Source organism: Nitrosomonas supralitoralis (genome assembly GCF_003011925.2).
GTDB classification, from domain to species: domain Bacteria; phylum Pseudomonadota; class Gammaproteobacteria; order Burkholderiales; family Nitrosomonadaceae; genus Nitrosomonas; species Nitrosomonas supralitoralis.
The window spans coordinates 1-14,708 of the sequence record NZ_PXXU01000066.1 but is presented as its reverse complement, the minus strand read 5'-3'; the positions used below and the strand labels follow the sequence as shown (position 1 = coordinate 14,708).

General features: G+C 51.9%; 13 protein-coding genes and 2 pseudogenes. 3 read left to right on the top strand and 12 right to left on the bottom strand.

Features of this window, described 5'->3' with window-relative positions:
- Positions 1 to 816: hypothetical protein (locus C7H79_RS18095; RefSeq protein ID WP_172592463.1), on the top strand; the 816-nt coding region annotated here is incomplete at its 5' end.
- 209 nt (positions 817 to 1,025) lie between these two features.
- Here the strand turns inward: C7H79_RS18095 and C7H79_RS15030 are convergent.
- The 12 genes and pseudogenes from C7H79_RS15030 to C7H79_RS19065 all read right to left on the bottom strand — a co-directional run bounded on the left by C7H79_RS15030 (position 1,026) and on the right by C7H79_RS19065 (position 11,905).
- The gene (locus tag C7H79_RS15030; RefSeq protein ID WP_106708108.1) at positions 1,026 to 1,385 is read right to left on the bottom strand and encodes a helix-turn-helix domain-containing protein; all 360 of its coding nucleotides are present in this window, start codon (positions 1,383 to 1,385) and stop codon (positions 1,026 to 1,028) included.
- Positions 1,386 to 1,403: 18 nt separating this feature from the next.
- The gene (locus C7H79_RS15025; RefSeq protein ID WP_106708107.1) at positions 1,404 to 1,706 is read right to left on the bottom strand and encodes a type II toxin-antitoxin system HigB family toxin; all 303 of its coding nucleotides are present in this window, start codon (positions 1,704 to 1,706) and stop codon (positions 1,404 to 1,406) included.
- An 84-nt stretch (positions 1,707 to 1,790) separates the two neighbouring features.
- Positions 1,791 to 1,993, bottom strand: a pseudogene (locus tag C7H79_RS19735) (site-specific integrase); the annotation flags it as partial.
- A 325-nt stretch (positions 1,994 to 2,318) separates the two neighbouring features.
- On the bottom strand, positions 2,319 to 2,660 hold the full coding sequence (locus tag C7H79_RS15015; protein ID WP_106708106.1) for a type II toxin-antitoxin system RelE/ParE family toxin: 342 nt from the start codon (positions 2,658 to 2,660) through the stop codon (positions 2,319 to 2,321).
- A complete protein-coding gene (locus tag C7H79_RS15010; protein ID WP_106708105.1) occupies positions 2,660 to 2,863 on the bottom strand; it encodes an antitoxin, Phd family protein in 204 nt (67 codons plus the stop codon). The genes C7H79_RS15015 and C7H79_RS15010 overlap by 1 nt, the downstream gene beginning before the upstream one ends.
- Positions 2,864 to 2,911: 48 nt before the next feature.
- Positions 2,912 to 4,123, bottom strand: a complete 1,212-nt coding sequence (locus C7H79_RS15005; RefSeq protein ID WP_106708104.1) for a DUF3322 domain-containing protein — start codon at positions 4,121 to 4,123, stop codon at positions 2,912 to 2,914.
- Positions 4,123 to 7,512, bottom strand: a complete 3,390-nt coding sequence (locus C7H79_RS15000) for an ATP-binding protein (RefSeq protein WP_106708103.1) — start codon at positions 7,510 to 7,512, stop codon at positions 4,123 to 4,125. Before C7H79_RS15000 ends, C7H79_RS15005 begins: the two co-directional genes overlap by 1 nt.
- Positions 7,505 to 8,182, bottom strand: a complete 678-nt coding sequence (locus C7H79_RS14995) for a DUF4194 domain-containing protein (protein ID WP_106708102.1) — start codon at positions 8,180 to 8,182, stop codon at positions 7,505 to 7,507. The genes C7H79_RS15000 and C7H79_RS14995 overlap by 8 nt, the downstream gene beginning before the upstream one ends.
- 25 nt (positions 8,183 to 8,207) lie before the next feature.
- Positions 8,208 to 9,671, bottom strand: coding sequence for a DUF3375 domain-containing protein (locus C7H79_RS14990; RefSeq protein ID WP_106708101.1), 1,464 nt, complete (start codon positions 9,669 to 9,671; stop codon positions 8,208 to 8,210).
- Positions 9,668 to 10,792: a DNA methyltransferase gene (locus C7H79_RS18480; RefSeq protein ID WP_374058019.1), complete on the bottom strand. Its 1,125-nt coding sequence runs from the start codon at positions 10,790 to 10,792 to the stop codon at positions 9,668 to 9,670. Before C7H79_RS18480 ends, C7H79_RS14990 begins: the two co-directional genes overlap by 4 nt.
- 138 nt (positions 10,793 to 10,930) lie before the next feature.
- A pseudogene (locus C7H79_RS19070) lies at positions 10,931 to 11,110 on the bottom strand (helix-turn-helix domain-containing protein); the annotation flags it as partial.
- 150 nt (positions 11,111 to 11,260) lie between these two features.
- Positions 11,261 to 11,905, bottom strand: a complete 645-nt coding sequence (locus C7H79_RS19065; RefSeq protein ID WP_106708100.1) for a transposase — start codon at positions 11,903 to 11,905, stop codon at positions 11,261 to 11,263.
- 263 nt (positions 11,906 to 12,168) lie between these two features.
- Here C7H79_RS19065 and C7H79_RS14975 point away from each other — a divergent pair, with 263 nt between their 5' ends.
- Together C7H79_RS14975 and C7H79_RS14970 are read left to right on the top strand one after the other, a co-directional pair.
- Positions 12,169 to 13,812 (top strand): cation:proton antiporter, encoded by a 1,644-nt coding sequence (locus C7H79_RS14975; protein ID WP_106708099.1) that lies wholly within the window; start codon positions 12,169 to 12,171, stop codon positions 13,810 to 13,812.
- A 192-nt stretch (positions 13,813 to 14,004) separates the two neighbouring features.
- Positions 14,005 to 14,708, top strand: a 704-nt coding sequence (locus C7H79_RS14970; RefSeq protein WP_106708098.1) for a universal stress protein, incomplete at its 3' end; no start/stop codon positions are given.

Here is a 14,708-nt window from a genome sequence, read left to right as displayed (position 1 = left end):
ATTGTCGCAATGATGGCATTCAGCTTTACATGCGCCTTTTCACAAGAACAGCCAATTGAAAAACCCGCACAAATTACAAAGGCTGAGGGTAAGAACGAACTGGGTAGCGCCAAAGGTCACAGCAATAAAATCCTCAGCACATCTTCCCCACTAACTGCGCCTCCCATCGAATCCCCAAAGACAACTGGTCTCGAAGAGACAATCTCTCAAACAAATCACGATGGCGAACTGAAAAATGTGAAGAAAGAAGAAGGCTGGTTTTCCAAGCTTCTTGCAGATCCAATAGCTTTCTTTACGTTTCTGCTGTTCTTGGCAACTGTCGCGCTTTGGTGGGCCACTCGTCGCTTAGTACAAGGCGCGGAAGACACTGCACAGCGGCAATTGCGCGCCTATGTCTCCATCAATCTCGACGAAAAAATGTTTTTTGATTCAGATGGGTTGCTGAATGCCCCATTCATAACCAAGAACAACGGAGTTACGCCAGCCAACTTCATGCTTTGCTCTTTGCACATTGGCCTTTTTCGTTTCCCACTCGATACCGAGCTTGACCCACCTAACTACTCACCAACGTCCTCAAATAGCAGCCTGTTCCCAGGAGAGCAAGTCCGCCAATATGCCACTCTCCCACGCGAGCTAAATCAAACCGAGACTCAAGTCATCGAGAATGGCGAAGGAGCTATTTATGTATGGGGTGAGGTACGCTACAAGGATGTCTTCAATAAACAACGGAGTACGCAATTCCGCATGTACTCGACCGGCGCAGACTTCTGCAGAGGTGAACTCGCATATCACCACGAAGGCAACGTAGCCGAGTAGGGGCGCATCTTGACGACCATAACCCCCAACCTGGCAGTCGAGAGGGACTGCGCAAAAATACGCAGCCCCTTATTTTTATGTTAGCTGCATATATACATGAGAGATATCAAACTGAAATCTTAATAAGCCAGTTACCATATTTATCCGCTTTGGTGAGCCAATAAGGGCGCAAATCACAATTGGCACTAGGTGTTTAATGTATTGAAGATTTAGGTGCAATGTTTTATCAAACACTCAGCAGGAATACCTAATTCTTGGTGGAGTTGCTGGATCATTCTTAGTGTTAATGTGCGTTTACGATTGAGCACTTCATAGACCCGATTACTTTTTCCAATCATCGGTTCAAGGTCTTTGACTGTTAGGCCTTTTTGTTCCATTACAAATTTAATGGCTTCGACAGGATCGGGCAGATCGAGTGGGAAGTGTTTGCGCTCGTATGCTTCGATCAATGTTACCAGAACATCCAGTTTTTCACCTTCCGGTGTGTTGGATTCTGCTGTCATCAGTGATTCTACTTCCTTTAGTGCTTCGCGGTAATCGGTATCAGTTTTGATAGATTTAATGTTCATGTCAGTTTGTTCCTTGTACTAAATCGTTTGTGCGTCGATTCGGTCGTATTGGGTATGTGTGCCAATGAAACGGATATAGATAATGCCGTATACATAGTTAATCCATACCACTAACCGGTATTTATTCCCGGCAATATTAAATACGGCTCTACCGTCTTTCAAGATGCTGGCATTTTTGAAATCCGCTTTTACTTCGGCGGGTGTTGTCCAGTTAGCCTTTAATGCATGCCTGTACCAAGCAAGGACGGGCTGAATAGCATCAGCAAAAGCTGGTTCGTTTTCCCAGAATGCTTTCAAGGTCGACAGAGCAATAATTCTCATGAGCGAAATATTAGTCCCATTACGGGACTTTTGCAACCATTTCGATTGAGGAATCCATCGCCCATAAATCTTTATAATCTGCCCCTAATCCTTATGTTCCATTTGTTGGGCAGCCCAAAGCGGATTTTCACCTCTTGAAAGCAGTGTAGATGCAAAAGTAAGGCGGGTCTGATAAGGATTGCGGTATTTAATGTCAGCTTTTTTAATGCCGAAGTCCAAACATTTTTACGTATAGACTGATCGTCTTTCCATGCTTTGCCGCCGCGGGGATCATAAAAAACGGTTTCATTAAGCCTACCGCAATCGGAGAGAGTTCGCTGAAAATGTGTTGCCGCATTCGACGACAATTTTCTATGCCATAAGCTGCGGGGTGGTTATCGGCAAAAAGACTTGTGGCAAATTTGTGTCATTTTTGTGCCACAACCGAGGCTAAGGGGAGATTTGTGAGACTGGAACTAAGGCCATGTTTCATATGGATCTTAGTTATTCTAGAGTGATCTGGATTAGAACGTTTATTGGTGGCGTATGGTTGCCATCCGAAAAACCGGCTCGCCGGACTGGTGAGCACTGTTGCAAAGCCCTTCGAATTGTAGTCAGTACACAGTTGATGGGTTATGCGCCCAGCAGCCTTCTCGCCAATACGGACTGAATATCACGACGCCCGTCAGCAATCAGATAGATGATGATTTGGCTGCCTGCGACACGGTAGATCACTCTGTATGGCTTGAAGAAGGTCTGGCAGTACTCTTTGATACCGAGTCCTGTCAACTCCTTCGGGTAACTGCCGCGCTCTGGAAATTTCGGCAAACTCTCCACAACTTCTACCATCTCATCCAACACGTAGTTGGCGTTATCCACACAGTCGAGCTCTGCGATGTAGTCGTGGATGGATTCCAGGTCCTGTTCCGCATCCTCGGTGAGCAGAACTTCGAACATTGCCGGTACACCTGCCATCAGACAGTGGTTCGCTTGGCACGCAGATGGGCAACAACATCGGACACAGGCTTGACCTTGCCAGCGGCCACATCTTGGTTGTACAGTGCCAGGATTTTCAGCAAGGCCAAGATTTCTTGAGTCTCTTCGAACGAGGCCACATCTTGCAGAACTGCTTTGGCCTTGAGGTAGCTGATCGGTTTGACTTGAGATGAGTAACGCATGGCCATGCTCCTGATTTGCAAAAGATCGAATATGGTTTTTTTAAGGTCTTATCGCAAGGTGCCTGAATGGGGAGCGGTGGTGTCGTCAAGGAGCTGTTCAAGGCATTGAGCCAGCCAGTGGAAGCCAATGTGCTCCTGCTCTAGCCGCAGCTTCCCGCGGATGCGGTTGTCGCGCAGATCGTCGTAGAGAGCGCTCTCTTTGGGCGTCAACCGGTGCAAATCCATCCGCAGGGGCTTGTCCTCACTTCCCCAGACGGCGGTATGGGCATCAAGGGTTGACCTGTCCATCAAGAACGAGTCTACGTGATCAAAGTAGCCGCGCAACTGATCCAGGATCCCAAAGCCATGAGTATCGATATCGCCCCAGTAATGGATTGAGCAGTTCTGCAACCAATGACTGCGTGCCAGTGCATCCCAACCGTAACCAGCGCCAAAAATAACGATGGCATCATCAACTTGCGGAAATGCGAGAAAGTTGGTCTCGTTCTCGGTGATGAATACGCGCCTCACGGGGATTGTCAAGAGACTGAAGCTATCTGCATCCAGTGTCACGTCGGGGCATACCGAACCGGGCACTGCCCGAATCGCAGGATCAAGCACGCGGAAGCGAATGCGTGTCGGCTTTTCCAGAAAGCCATAACGGGCAGAAAACTGGCCGATACCGGTTTTGCTGTGATCCACAGCGTCAGTATGCAATGTCAGATCGAGTAACTCGGCCAGCACGCTGCGATGTGCCTCAATGAATTTGCTGTGTACGCCCGGCAAATCCACTTGCCGCAAGTAAAGCCCCGAGCGTGGATGCTCGACAAGCCACGTTACAACAGCCAGCAATTGAGGCCATTCGACGGACAGTTCCAGCGCTTGTAGCGGGCGTTTTTCCAACCAAGGCAGCAATGCGGGGTGCGTTTGCCGAGTGACGGAAACCTGAGCTGAAAAGCGCTCCCACTCTCGGCGCTTGCCCAGCCAGGACAACGTATTTTCCAAGCTCTCGACCCACACACTGGCCGGTAGTTTTTGTGCCCCCTGGACGCGGTGCCGAAGCTCCTGCCAGTCTACGCGGACTGAATTCGTCGCCGCTAATTCAGCGGCCCAAGCGCGAACGGCTTCAAAGCGATCTGTGATGTCTGCTGAACTTGGGGACTTGAGGGATAGACGTAAAGGAAAGCGCGCATTGCCCGTCACCACGTCTCGCAAGAACTCACCGCGCTCCCACAGTCGCACCAATTGCGACTTCAACTCCTTTGGGCCAGTCCACGTCACTATGTCAATTCCTGGGCGGCTTGCGAAGGCATTAATGCCTTATGGGTCCGGTATTCCTCAATGGAAAGATTGCGCAGCCTGGATGCTCGCCCACCCTCGTTGTGCACGAAGCCGACACTGGAAACGTAGGGTTCAATGATGTGTATTTTCTGCAGTGGTGTCACAATCAGCAGTTGTAGATTGAGTTGCCGGAATAGCTTTAAACCGTATTGTGCCGACTCGTCCGAACCACGCCCGAACGCTTCATCAATGACCACGAAGCGAAACGAGCGCGAGCGAACCGCGCCCCATTCCAACCCGAATTGATAGGCCAAACTGGCGGCCAAAATAGTGTAGGCCAGCTTTTCTTTCTGACCGCCAGATTTGCCACCGGAGTCGGAGTAGTGCTCGTGCTCGCTGTTGTCCTCTCGCCAACGCTCGCTGGCAGCGAACAGGAACCAGTTGCGCACATCGGTTACCTTGGTTGTCCAGCGACGATCATGCTCAGACAAACCTTCGCGCCCCCGGAAGCGGTCGATGATGGCCTTGACCTGCAAGAACTTCGCCTCGGAATACTGGGCATCGTCCGAGCCGGTTACAGCGCCTTCGGTGCAAGCGCGCAATTCCTGCTGGAAGTCGCGGATCTCGGCATCCGGACTGTTTTGCGACTCCAGCACGATGTAGCGCCCAGGGTTGTAGTCGATCTCGCCTAGCGATTTGTTGATGTGAGCAACGCGCTCCTTGATGGTTTCGCGCTCGCGAGCCAGTTGGGCATTGAAATTGGCGATTTCGTTGATCGTGTTGACGTTGAGCAGTTCTTTGAACCGCGCAACAAAGCGCGGCAGGTCGTCACGGTTCAGTTGCGTCAGCAGGTTGTCATACTCAAAGGCCGCTTCAAGGCTGGCATCCATCTCGGCCGTTTCCAGCTTGAACGCCTCCTTGAAGGAAGCCATGGCTTTGATGATTTTTTCAGCCAGACGCTTTAACTTCTGGTCTTCTGCGTCAATCCGTGCCTGCAGCCAGGTACGCACGTCTTGCTCACGGTTGTCGCAGGACTCCACGGTCAGTTGATGCTCGCTCAGCGCCTCGGCACGCATGGATTCGAGCTTTATTGCCAGCGCATCGTCGACGACAGCGCCTTGAAGCAGTGTCGCGGTTTGTTGGCGAAGTTCTTGGGCGTCTGAGCGGCGCTGTTCCATCTTGGCCCGCTTCTCACGCGCAGCTTGCAGCTCTTCCCCCGTTTCCTTTTGCGTTTTTTGCAACGCGCCCAGGTTGTCGTTTAACTGCTTGAGCACGTCCGACGCCGACTCCAGCCGACTGCGCTCATTCAGCAATTGCGCAATTTCGGTGGCGACGCTGGCCCAATCCAATTCATCAAACGCCGTGAATTCTTCCAGGCGGGTCAGTGCATCCAAACGACTCGTGAGTCCGTCGCGCTTTTTTTGGATTTCACCGATCTGGCTGCCAATATCACTCAGTTGCGTTTCAAGCTGGCGACGCTTGGTCTCCAGTGCCGCGATCTTTGCACGATTACTCCAGCCCAGAACATACCGGCTTCGGTCATCGATGCGGTGGCGGTCGTCTTTTTCGTGCCGGCCGCTTGGGTCTTTGATCTGGCCCGCACGAGTAATTGCGCGCGTCTCACGACGAAACTGTTCTTGCGTGGCGCAGCAGGCTACATCAAAGCGGTAAGTAAGCTCGCGCTCCAGCCAATCGTAATGTGGAGAGTCGGGTTTGATGGCCAGCTTGCGGACCAAGGAGTCACGGTGTAGATCTGGCAGTTCTGCGGCTTTGCGTGAACGCATATGGAAGTACACCAAGCGGCCGCGAAGATGAGCGCCATCCACCCATTCGGCCACCGCCTTGTAATGGGCGTCGGGCACCAGAAGCGCCATACCGAAGCTTCGCAACAAGCGTTCGGCTGCGCCTTCCCAGTCACGTTCATCGTCACGCACCTGGATCAATTCGCCGACGAAGGGCATGTCATCCACGCTCAGGTCCAGTGCGGAACACATCGCAGCTCGGATCTGGATCTGCTGGTCATCGATATTGCTGCGGCGACGTTTGAGGCTGTCGATTTCACCACTCAGCTGCTCGTGTTCCAGCTTGCCCTGACGCAACGTGACGCCATGCTCAGTAAGCGCGTTCTGCAGATCGGCATCACAGTTGCGCGCCTCCTCTCGCCAGCTTTGATATTTGCCGCGCTGTGCGGCGAAACAGGAGACATCTGTTGCCACCGGCTCGCCCAGTATATCTGCTAACTCTCCGTAGCGACGGGCCTTGGCTTTTCGCGCATCACGCAACTGTTCTTTCTTGCGAATCTCTGCTGCAAGGCGCTCCAGTCGGTCGCCGCCGTTGTTATTGATGGCCTGTTTCAGCTCATCAGCCTGCTGGTGTTGCGCCTCATGAACAGCGTCGAGCTTTTTTACTTGAGCATCCACACGCTCCCATTCTTCGGCCAGCAAACCCAGCCGCTTGTCGATCAGGTCAAGCTTCAGGCCAGCGAAGTGGGGCCGTAGACTATCTCGGCAACCGCGCAAACTATCGACCTCGCCCACCAATATGTTGTGACGGGCGCAGTCCGCAATCAAGGGCGTGAGCAATTCAACCTGCTGCTGGGTTTTCAACACCGCTTGATGAGCGCGGTTGAGATCGTCGAAGTGGCCGATCAAAGCTTGCAAGCGTGTACCAACCTCGAAGGGTTCGAGCATATGGCTGCGCACAAAGTCAGTCAGGTTGCCCACCGACTTCATCGAAACCGTCTGGTGAAACAGCTCCAGTGCCTGATCGTTTTCAATGCCGAAGCGCCGGCGAAACCAAGCCGCATAGGGCGGGAAACTGTCGTGCAATTCGACTCCCGGGCCGCGCAGCTTCTTGCGCAGCTGGGCAATTTCCGATCCGAAATGGGCGAAGTCAGCGGCAATCGATAATTCACGCTCCGCACCCAGGAAGAATCGCGCCGGCTGCCCCTGTGCTTCCTTCATCCAGAACACTTGGGCCAGCGTCACCGTCTGGTCGTAACCCGCATTGTGAAACACACCCAATATTACGGAATAGCTGTTCTGGTCGCGCAAGCTAACCGGCTTAGCTGCGCCTGTGACTTCGCTGCGCTCGGATTTATAATGCCCGAGTACGTATGAACGCAGCGTTCGCTCCTTGCTGTTCGCACCTGCGGCCTTGTTGTAGGCGATCCGGTTGGCAGGTACCAGCAAAGTGGTGATGGCATCCACCAGCGTGGATTTGCCCGATCCGATATCGCCCGTGAGCAGGCCATTCATACCATCCAGTTGCAGCGTCCAAACCCGGTTGTCGAAGGTGCCCCAGTTGAATACCTCCAGACGGTTCAGGCGAAAGCCGGACAGTGTGTCATCTACACAGAAGTCCAGGCCCAATGATTGCGGGTCATTCATGGCTTGCTCCTTCCTTGGCATTTGTCACGCCGGCCAATTGGGAATGGTAAGTGGCCAGGCGTGCATCGAATTCTGCCAGCCATTGGGCGTCGACAAAGGCCTTCAGGATACGTCGCACCTCATAAGTGGCCGGTCCGGTCGAAGCGCTGCCGGCGGATTTGAGTTTCTGCAGAAAACCTAGTTCGACCACCTTGTTGATGGTGGTTTCAATCTGATCAATCAGCTTGGCTTCATTCGGACCATCGGGGAGAAACACCCGCACCAGCTCCACGATGTCGTCGCGAGAGAGCACCAGCCGCGTGTCGCCGCCACCCGCATCGAACTCCGCCAGCTTCTTGCGCAACAAGGCGAGCAGTAAACTCACGGCGAACGACAAAGGTCGGCGTGCTACCAAGCGCGGTAGGCGGGGAGATGGATCGTCGTCGGCAGGCGCGGGGCGGCTTTTTAAGAAGGCATAACCTTCTGCCTCATCCAGTACCAAATCAAGATTCAGCACTGCTACGTAATCACGCACCCGTGCTTGCAGATTCAGCAGTGATGCCCATTGGCGTTCGTCGCCATCACGGTACAGCACGCTTTTGAGCAAGCTGATCAGCAATATCGACAAATCAGCGACCGGTGCCGCCATCGAATGAGATGTGGGTGTTGTGTGCGAGAATTCTTCTTCCATCCCTTGCCTCAGCTCTTGTTCTTGTTCAGCGCATAAAAATTACGCGTAGCAGCCGCGCACTACGAGTGATAGCTTGGCCGTCCGTGGTCACCGTCTGCCAGCGGATGGACTCGGGCGTGTCCTCATCTACCACGGTACTGAAGGTCTCACTGCCCAGTTGCAGATAGGCCACCAATTCAGCTAGCCCCTGTTGCAAGGGCTGGCTGATCACCAGTTCGCTCAAAGTGATCTGAGCCCGATCCTGCAGGGCGTGGCGGATATGGCGAGTGAGTCGTGACTTATCGACAACCACTTGATCGAACAGCACAGAGGGATCAATGTCTTCCTCGCCTGCCTGCAAGGCCAGGTCGGCAATCACCGGCTTGATGGCAGGGGTGAACAAGGGGCGCTCCATTGCCAGCTCGATATCAGCGCAGGCCTCGGCCATTTCCATCACGCTGCTAGTTGGTGGGGTATCTCGTAATGCCAGCGACTTGCTCTCAATGCCATGCAGAATGTCCATGATCCGGCGGTTTTCCAGCCAAGCCTGGTCATCCAGAAAGCGTCGCAATTGCTGCGACAAGGCGGCGACCGTGCGCTGGGTGTGCTCGCCTGCTTCCATCCAGTCGTAGTGCACGCGGCGGGTACGGCTGTCAGGCTTAAGATCCGTCACTGCGGGCAGTGCCAAAACGCGATCCAGCAGCTCAGTCAATTCTTCCTGTCGGCGGCTGGAAAGCAGAAAATCCCAGAACGCGCGAAAGCTCTTGCCCTGATCGGAATCGGCAATCGCATCGCGCTCGCCCATGATGTCTTCCAGCAGCGCGCCCTTGCTATCTTCCCACAGCGCAATACGCTCGCGCACGCGCCGGTCCAGTTGACGGAAGTTGTGCTCTACCTCGCGGAAGTCGGTGAGCAACTCGCGTGCCCCCTGCATGAACTGCTGGAAGCGATCCTTCAACGCCGTATCGTCTAGCAGCGGTACATTGCCCGACCGTACCCGCGCGATCTCGGTGTCGATGTCGGCGCGCTTTTTGTGCAATTCCGCGATTCGCTTGGCCGGGTCGGCCTCGCTACCCTCGCTCATCTGCTTGAGTAGATCAAACAGCGTGAGCAAGCGCGATTCGGTACCGACGAATTGCCGATCAATGAGTTGTGCCAGCCAGGCGATGGCCTTCTCGGTAGCGGGCGTCAAGTCGAACTGCGCTTCGTCCGTGCCCGGGCGATAAAACTTGCGCAGCCAGCCTTTGTCAGGTGCGGCCCAATCGTTCAGGTAATCCAGCGCCGGCTTGGGAAAAGCGGTTTCGCCTTTTTCCTCCATCTGCAGGCGAAGGGCGTACAACTCATCCTCAAGCGCTTCGGCCAGATCCGCCGCCGCCATCACCCGCACATTGGGTGCCACGAACACCCGGTGTAGAAAGCTCGCCACCAACGGAGCATGGTCCGAACGCAACAAGCGCCACGCGGGGTGGTGGGTGCGCAGGGTGTCGAGGGTGACGAAGTCGAGGGTCATGTCAGAAGTGGCTCAGCCCAATTCCACCGCTTGTTCTTAACTATCACGAAGCGGCAGCGTTCTTCAGAGAGGCTGGCCCGCAGGCCATTGATCAAGCGGTCATCTTCAGCCCCATTCCAGCAGTTCGCTCCTTTGTATTCAACGGTAAAAGTCGACTCCGATTGGGTCTCTGCGCCGGACAACAGACACAGGAAATCGGGATAAAGTCGGCCCTCGGCTTTCTGCAGGAAGAACAAATTGTGTTCTCGCTGAACGAGGTTACTCATCCAGAACTTAATGCACTCCTGTTGTGCCCACATTTCCAAGTGACAGGTGCACTCGAATTCCGCTTTGCTAGCGAAGTCGCCGATGCGCCCGCAGAAGTATTTGCGGAAATCAAAATGCTCAGAACGACCGTTGTAGTCGCGGATAGGCGCATTGGCCGGAGCATGAAACTCGAAGGTGTACTGGTCGGTCACGGTCCCACACGAAGCGGCGTCGTCATCAGACAATGCCTGCTGATATGCCTTGCCGCCAGCGTCCTTCATTTCTATTAAGATGAATCGGCGGGTTTGGCGGTCCGCACGATTCTGCTTCAGTGCGGTATTTGTTGTCGTGCCAGAGCCGCTGAAAGAATCGAGGGTCATACCGCCGTCACCGGTCGTGAAACTCAACAACTCCTCAATCAATTCGGTGGATTTGGGGAAGCCAAATGGGCGCTTATTTTCAGGGAAAATTGCCTGGATTTCGTTTGCTCCAATGCGGCCACCGCGTTCGAAAAATCTTGAGAGTTTGACGCGATAATCCTTGGCGTAGATCTTAAGCTCAACCGGTTTGGTCTCGTTTTCTCCAAAAATAATTCGCCCCTCTTGAATGAGGCGCTGCACGATGGCACCGATTCGATCGGTGACGTCATCGTCAAGCAGGAAATCTTTGAGGAGTCGTAGCCTTGAGCACATCATGCAGAGCCAATTGTCGTGCCTGCACAAATCCTTTGCTTCGATATCGACGATTTTTCCTAACCAATCCAGGATTTCTGGACCTTCAACTCGGTTGTTGAAAATCCAGCCAGTTTGTTGGGCGTCCACACCTCTGTCATTTTGGCCAGTGTTGTACGTCGGGTCGATGTAGATGCGCTTCACTTGGCCTGCATAGCACGGCAACAGGGTCTTGAGCGGATGCAGGTTATCACCCAGCACGATCAGATTGCCAGAATCGGCTGGCCCGCAGGAGAGCTCCGGCACCGGCTCCAGCAGGCGAAAGGGTGCCTCATTATGTTGTTCTTCATCCGCGACACCCGTACGCACCCATTCATCCCTCTTGGACAATTGTAATTTCCACAGCCGCCCTACGCGGTGCGCAGGCAGGCCCATGCGCTCTCGCCAGCGGTAGACGGTATCTTTGGCCACGCCCAAGTGCTGGGCGACATGCTCGGCGGTTACCCATGGTTCGGTGTTCATGGCATTGGCGCTCGGGTTTTGTGCATCAAAGTCGGTGTCGATCGGTGAGAGTCTACCAATCTCTGGGTGGGTTGGCGATGAAAACTATAATGTTCAACTAAAATCGGATACTTTTTTAAGCAGTTTTTCTCACTACTGCCCCGTTAACTTTCAAAGCAGAGACATCTGACTATCCGAGACGTGATTAAGGATAGGCGGATCCCCACGCAATAAAGCCATGAGGTCACGTTTTTCAAACAAATTGAGCTGCAATAATCGCAGAATTTGTTGCATGCTTTTGCTCATTTTTGACTGAAATTTGATGAATGCTAATAGCAAATATACGCATACAGCGATCCAAACCTGAGTCATGACTGCATTCTTGCTTGTCCCAACAAAAGTCTTGATTTTCAGATTCTGTTTAATCCATTTGAAGAACAACTCTACCTGCCAGCGTGCCTTATAGATATCAGCAATGGTTTTGGCTGATAGCTTGAAATTGTTGGTTAGAAACACATAATGTTTACCTGTATCGAAATCCCGATGACTCACGCGGCGAAGTTGACTCGAACATTTCTTTGCTGCGTGGGTATTTGTACGCCTGATGGTTTGATCGCGGGTCAGGCCCTTGTTCTTCAGAACCGACTGACGATTGGTCACCCGGTATTGGTTATTGGAATCGGGCCGCAGAACCTTCTCGTTAGCGAGACAGCAGTGTTCTGCGATAATGTCTTCGCAATGAAGACATTCCAACACTATGCGGATTTTTACTTCTGTTGAATAATTACGGTGGATTATACGGCGTAAATCCCACATGTTTTTTTAACATTACAGCTTCGATGGTTCGTATCTGTCATCATAGTTCCTTGTCTTTAGGGCTAAGATGATCCAAAACTTTTTTAATGTAATCAAGTGCTTTTGTTCAATTTGTGCTGACGTGATACAGCCATAGCGTGTGGATATCTATCGTTGCCTATATGGAATGTCAACAGATCCTAGTTTATAAAAAACGGGTACAAATCTATATTATCCTACATGTGATAGCATAGTCCATAATCCACATGAAATACAACTGAATAATGCCATCTATTTTCGGAGATGCCTTTACTGAAATCGCGGCTTTGCTGTTTGTGGCAGCTGTCATCGGTGCGATTGGGGTGCGATTACGCCAACCACTGATCGTTGCTTTCATCGTGGTAGGCATCCTGGTTGGGCCATCCGTACTCAGCTGGGTATCGGCAGGCGACCAAGTTGATTTGCTGTCCAAGCTGGGTATCGCGCTATTGTTGTTCGTGGTAGGCCTCAAGCTGGATCTGCACATCATTCGTACCTTAGGCCCGGCAGCGCTGGCTGCTGGGTTGGGACAGGTCTTCTTCACTTCCGTGGTTGGATACTTTATCGCCATCGCACTGGGATTGGTTCCAGTAACCGCAATCTACGTAGCGGTAGCGTTAACTTTCTCCAGCACTATCATCATTGTAAAACTACTTTCCGACAAGCGTGAGGTGGATGCATTGCACGGGCGCATTGCTATCGGATTTCTGATAGTTCAGGATATTGTAGTAGTACTGGTCATGATTGCTCTAACAGCTCTGAACGAGAGCAGTGACGCTGAAAACTTGGGCTGGGAGGCGATTGCTGTGCTTGTCAAAGGAGGGCTATTCATTGCCACCATCGGGATCTTGATGCGCTATGTGTTAACACCATTGACGCGTCAATTAGCCCGTTCGCCAGAGTTGCTGGTGTTGTTTGCCATTGCTTGGGCAGTGGCCTTAGGTGCGGCAGGTGGACATCTGGGGTTCAGCAAGGAGGTGGGCGCTTTCCTCGCCGGTGTATCGTTAGCTTCCACTCCCTACCGTGAATCTATCGGTGCGCGCCTAGTGAGTCTACGCGATTTTCTGTTACTGTTTTTCTTCATTGATCTGGGTAGTGGTCTGGAGATGACGACGCTCGACGCTCAAATTGCACCAGCTATCATTCTTTCACTGTTCGTTCTCATCGGCAATCCGTTGATTGTAATGATTATCCTTGGCGTAATGGGTTACCGTAAGCGCACCAGCTTTCTGGCCGGTTTGACGGTGGCCCAAATCAGCGAATTCTCCCTGATTTTAGGAGCATTGGGTCTAAGTCTAGGCCATATTAATGCTGATACCTTGGGTCTCATCACATTGGTGGGTTTGATAACTATCAGTGCATCCACCTACTTGATTCTCTACTCCCATCATCTCTACGAGCAGATTTCCCCATGGCTGGGTGTGTTTGAGCGTAAAAAAACGCATCGGGAAGAGGCCCAGGAACGAGATATGGAAGAAAGCGGGTACGACATCGTCTTGTTCGGTTTAGGACGGTTTGGTTCGAGGATTGCGCAAGAACTGCAACAACGAGGGCACCGAGTACTTGGCGTGGATTTCGATCCCGAGCTGGTACGTCAATATGGACAAGGCGATTATGCAGTGCGCTACGGTGATGCGGAGGATCCGGAATTTCTTGCCACCCTGCCGCTCAAGCAAGTACGTTGGGTCGTGAGCAGCCTGAGAGAGATACCCATCAATCTTGCACTGCTACATGGCTTGCGTGAGCAGGGTTATAGTGGACAGATTGCGCTAACAGCCGATACCACTCGCCATACCGAACAGTTGAAAAAAGCAGGAGCCAACCGGGTAATGATGCCCTATGCCGATGCGGCAGCAGAGGCCGTTGATAAACTGTTTGGTGAGCGATAGTTACTCCTACAACAATTTCTAATAGCGTGCTTTGGTTTAGCTCATGCTGTAAGTAATTCGATGTACAAAATATTTTTCTGAACACAAAGCGGATAAGTAGAATTTTGTTGCAAATCATAGTCGATGAGTAACAAAGTGAAGAATTATCTATTGTGCGCTATATGAATCAAATAAATAATGGAGATTTAAAATATGCAAAGATTCAATAATATTCTTTGTGTTGTATCGCCCGATCCAACCGATTGCGTTGTTTTGAAACGCGCTGTCGCACTGGCGGAAAATAACCAAGCACGCCTCACGGTTGTCGATGTAATTAATGAATTGCCGCGTAACACAAATTTAATCGGCCATGCCCAGCCGCTCAAGGAACTCCGAGCATTGATAGTTGCAGAGCGTCGACAGGGACTGGAAAATAGGGTGGCGCCGTGGCGCAAAAAAATTGAAATACAAACCAATGTATTTATTGGCATACCATTCCTGGAAATTATCTACGAGATTCTTCGTAACGGTCATGATCTGGTGATCAAAACAGCGGAAAAGTGTGGTCTGCTAGACCGGATGTTTGGTAGTGATGACATGCATTTGTTACGCAAATGCCCGTGCCCGGTATGGTTAGTCAAACCGGAATCACCCAAAAAGTATCAACGAATACTGGCGGCCGTGGATGTCGATGATTATTATCCGCCTGAAGAGTTAGAAGAAAGATATTTACTCAATCTTCAGATTCTTGAATTGGCGAGTTCATTGGCACTATCTGAATTTGCTGAGCTGCACGTCGTGCATGCGTGGGAAGCTGTAGCTGAAAATCTATTGCGCGGTGCGTTCAGGGACACATCTGAATATGACATCATTGCCTATATTGAGGCACTGACGCAACAGTACAAACAGAATCTAAA

Coding starts and splice junctions, on each gene's coding strand:
- C7H79_RS15030 (WP_106708108.1), bottom strand. CDS start 1,385: ATGAACATTAAATCTATCAAAACTGATACCGATTACCGCGAAGCACTA.
- C7H79_RS15025 (WP_106708107.1), bottom strand. CDS start 1,706: ATGAGAATTATTGCTCTGTCGACCTTGAAAGCATTCTGGGAAAACGAA.
- C7H79_RS15015 (WP_106708106.1), bottom strand. CDS start 2,660: ATGGCAGGTGTACCGGCAATGTTCGAAGTTCTGCTCACCGAGGATGCG.
- C7H79_RS15010 (WP_106708105.1), bottom strand. CDS start 2,863: ATGCGTTACTCATCTCAAGTCAAACCGATCAGCTACCTCAAGGCCAAA.
- C7H79_RS15000 (WP_106708103.1), bottom strand. CDS start 7,512: ATGAATGACCCGCAATCATTGGGCCTGGACTTCTGTGTAGATGACACA.
- C7H79_RS14995 (WP_106708102.1), bottom strand. CDS start 8,182: ATGGAAGAAGAATTCTCGCACACAACACCCACATCTCATTCGATGGCG.
- C7H79_RS14990 (WP_106708101.1), bottom strand. CDS start 9,671: ATGACCCTCGACTTCGTCACCCTCGACACCCTGCGCACCCACCACCCC.
- C7H79_RS19065 (WP_106708100.1), bottom strand. CDS start 11,905: ATGTGGGATTTACGCCGTATAATCCACCGTAATTATTCAACAGAAGTA.
- C7H79_RS14975 (WP_106708099.1), top strand. CDS start 12,169: ATGCCATCTATTTTCGGAGATGCCTTTACTGAAATCGCGGCTTTGCTG.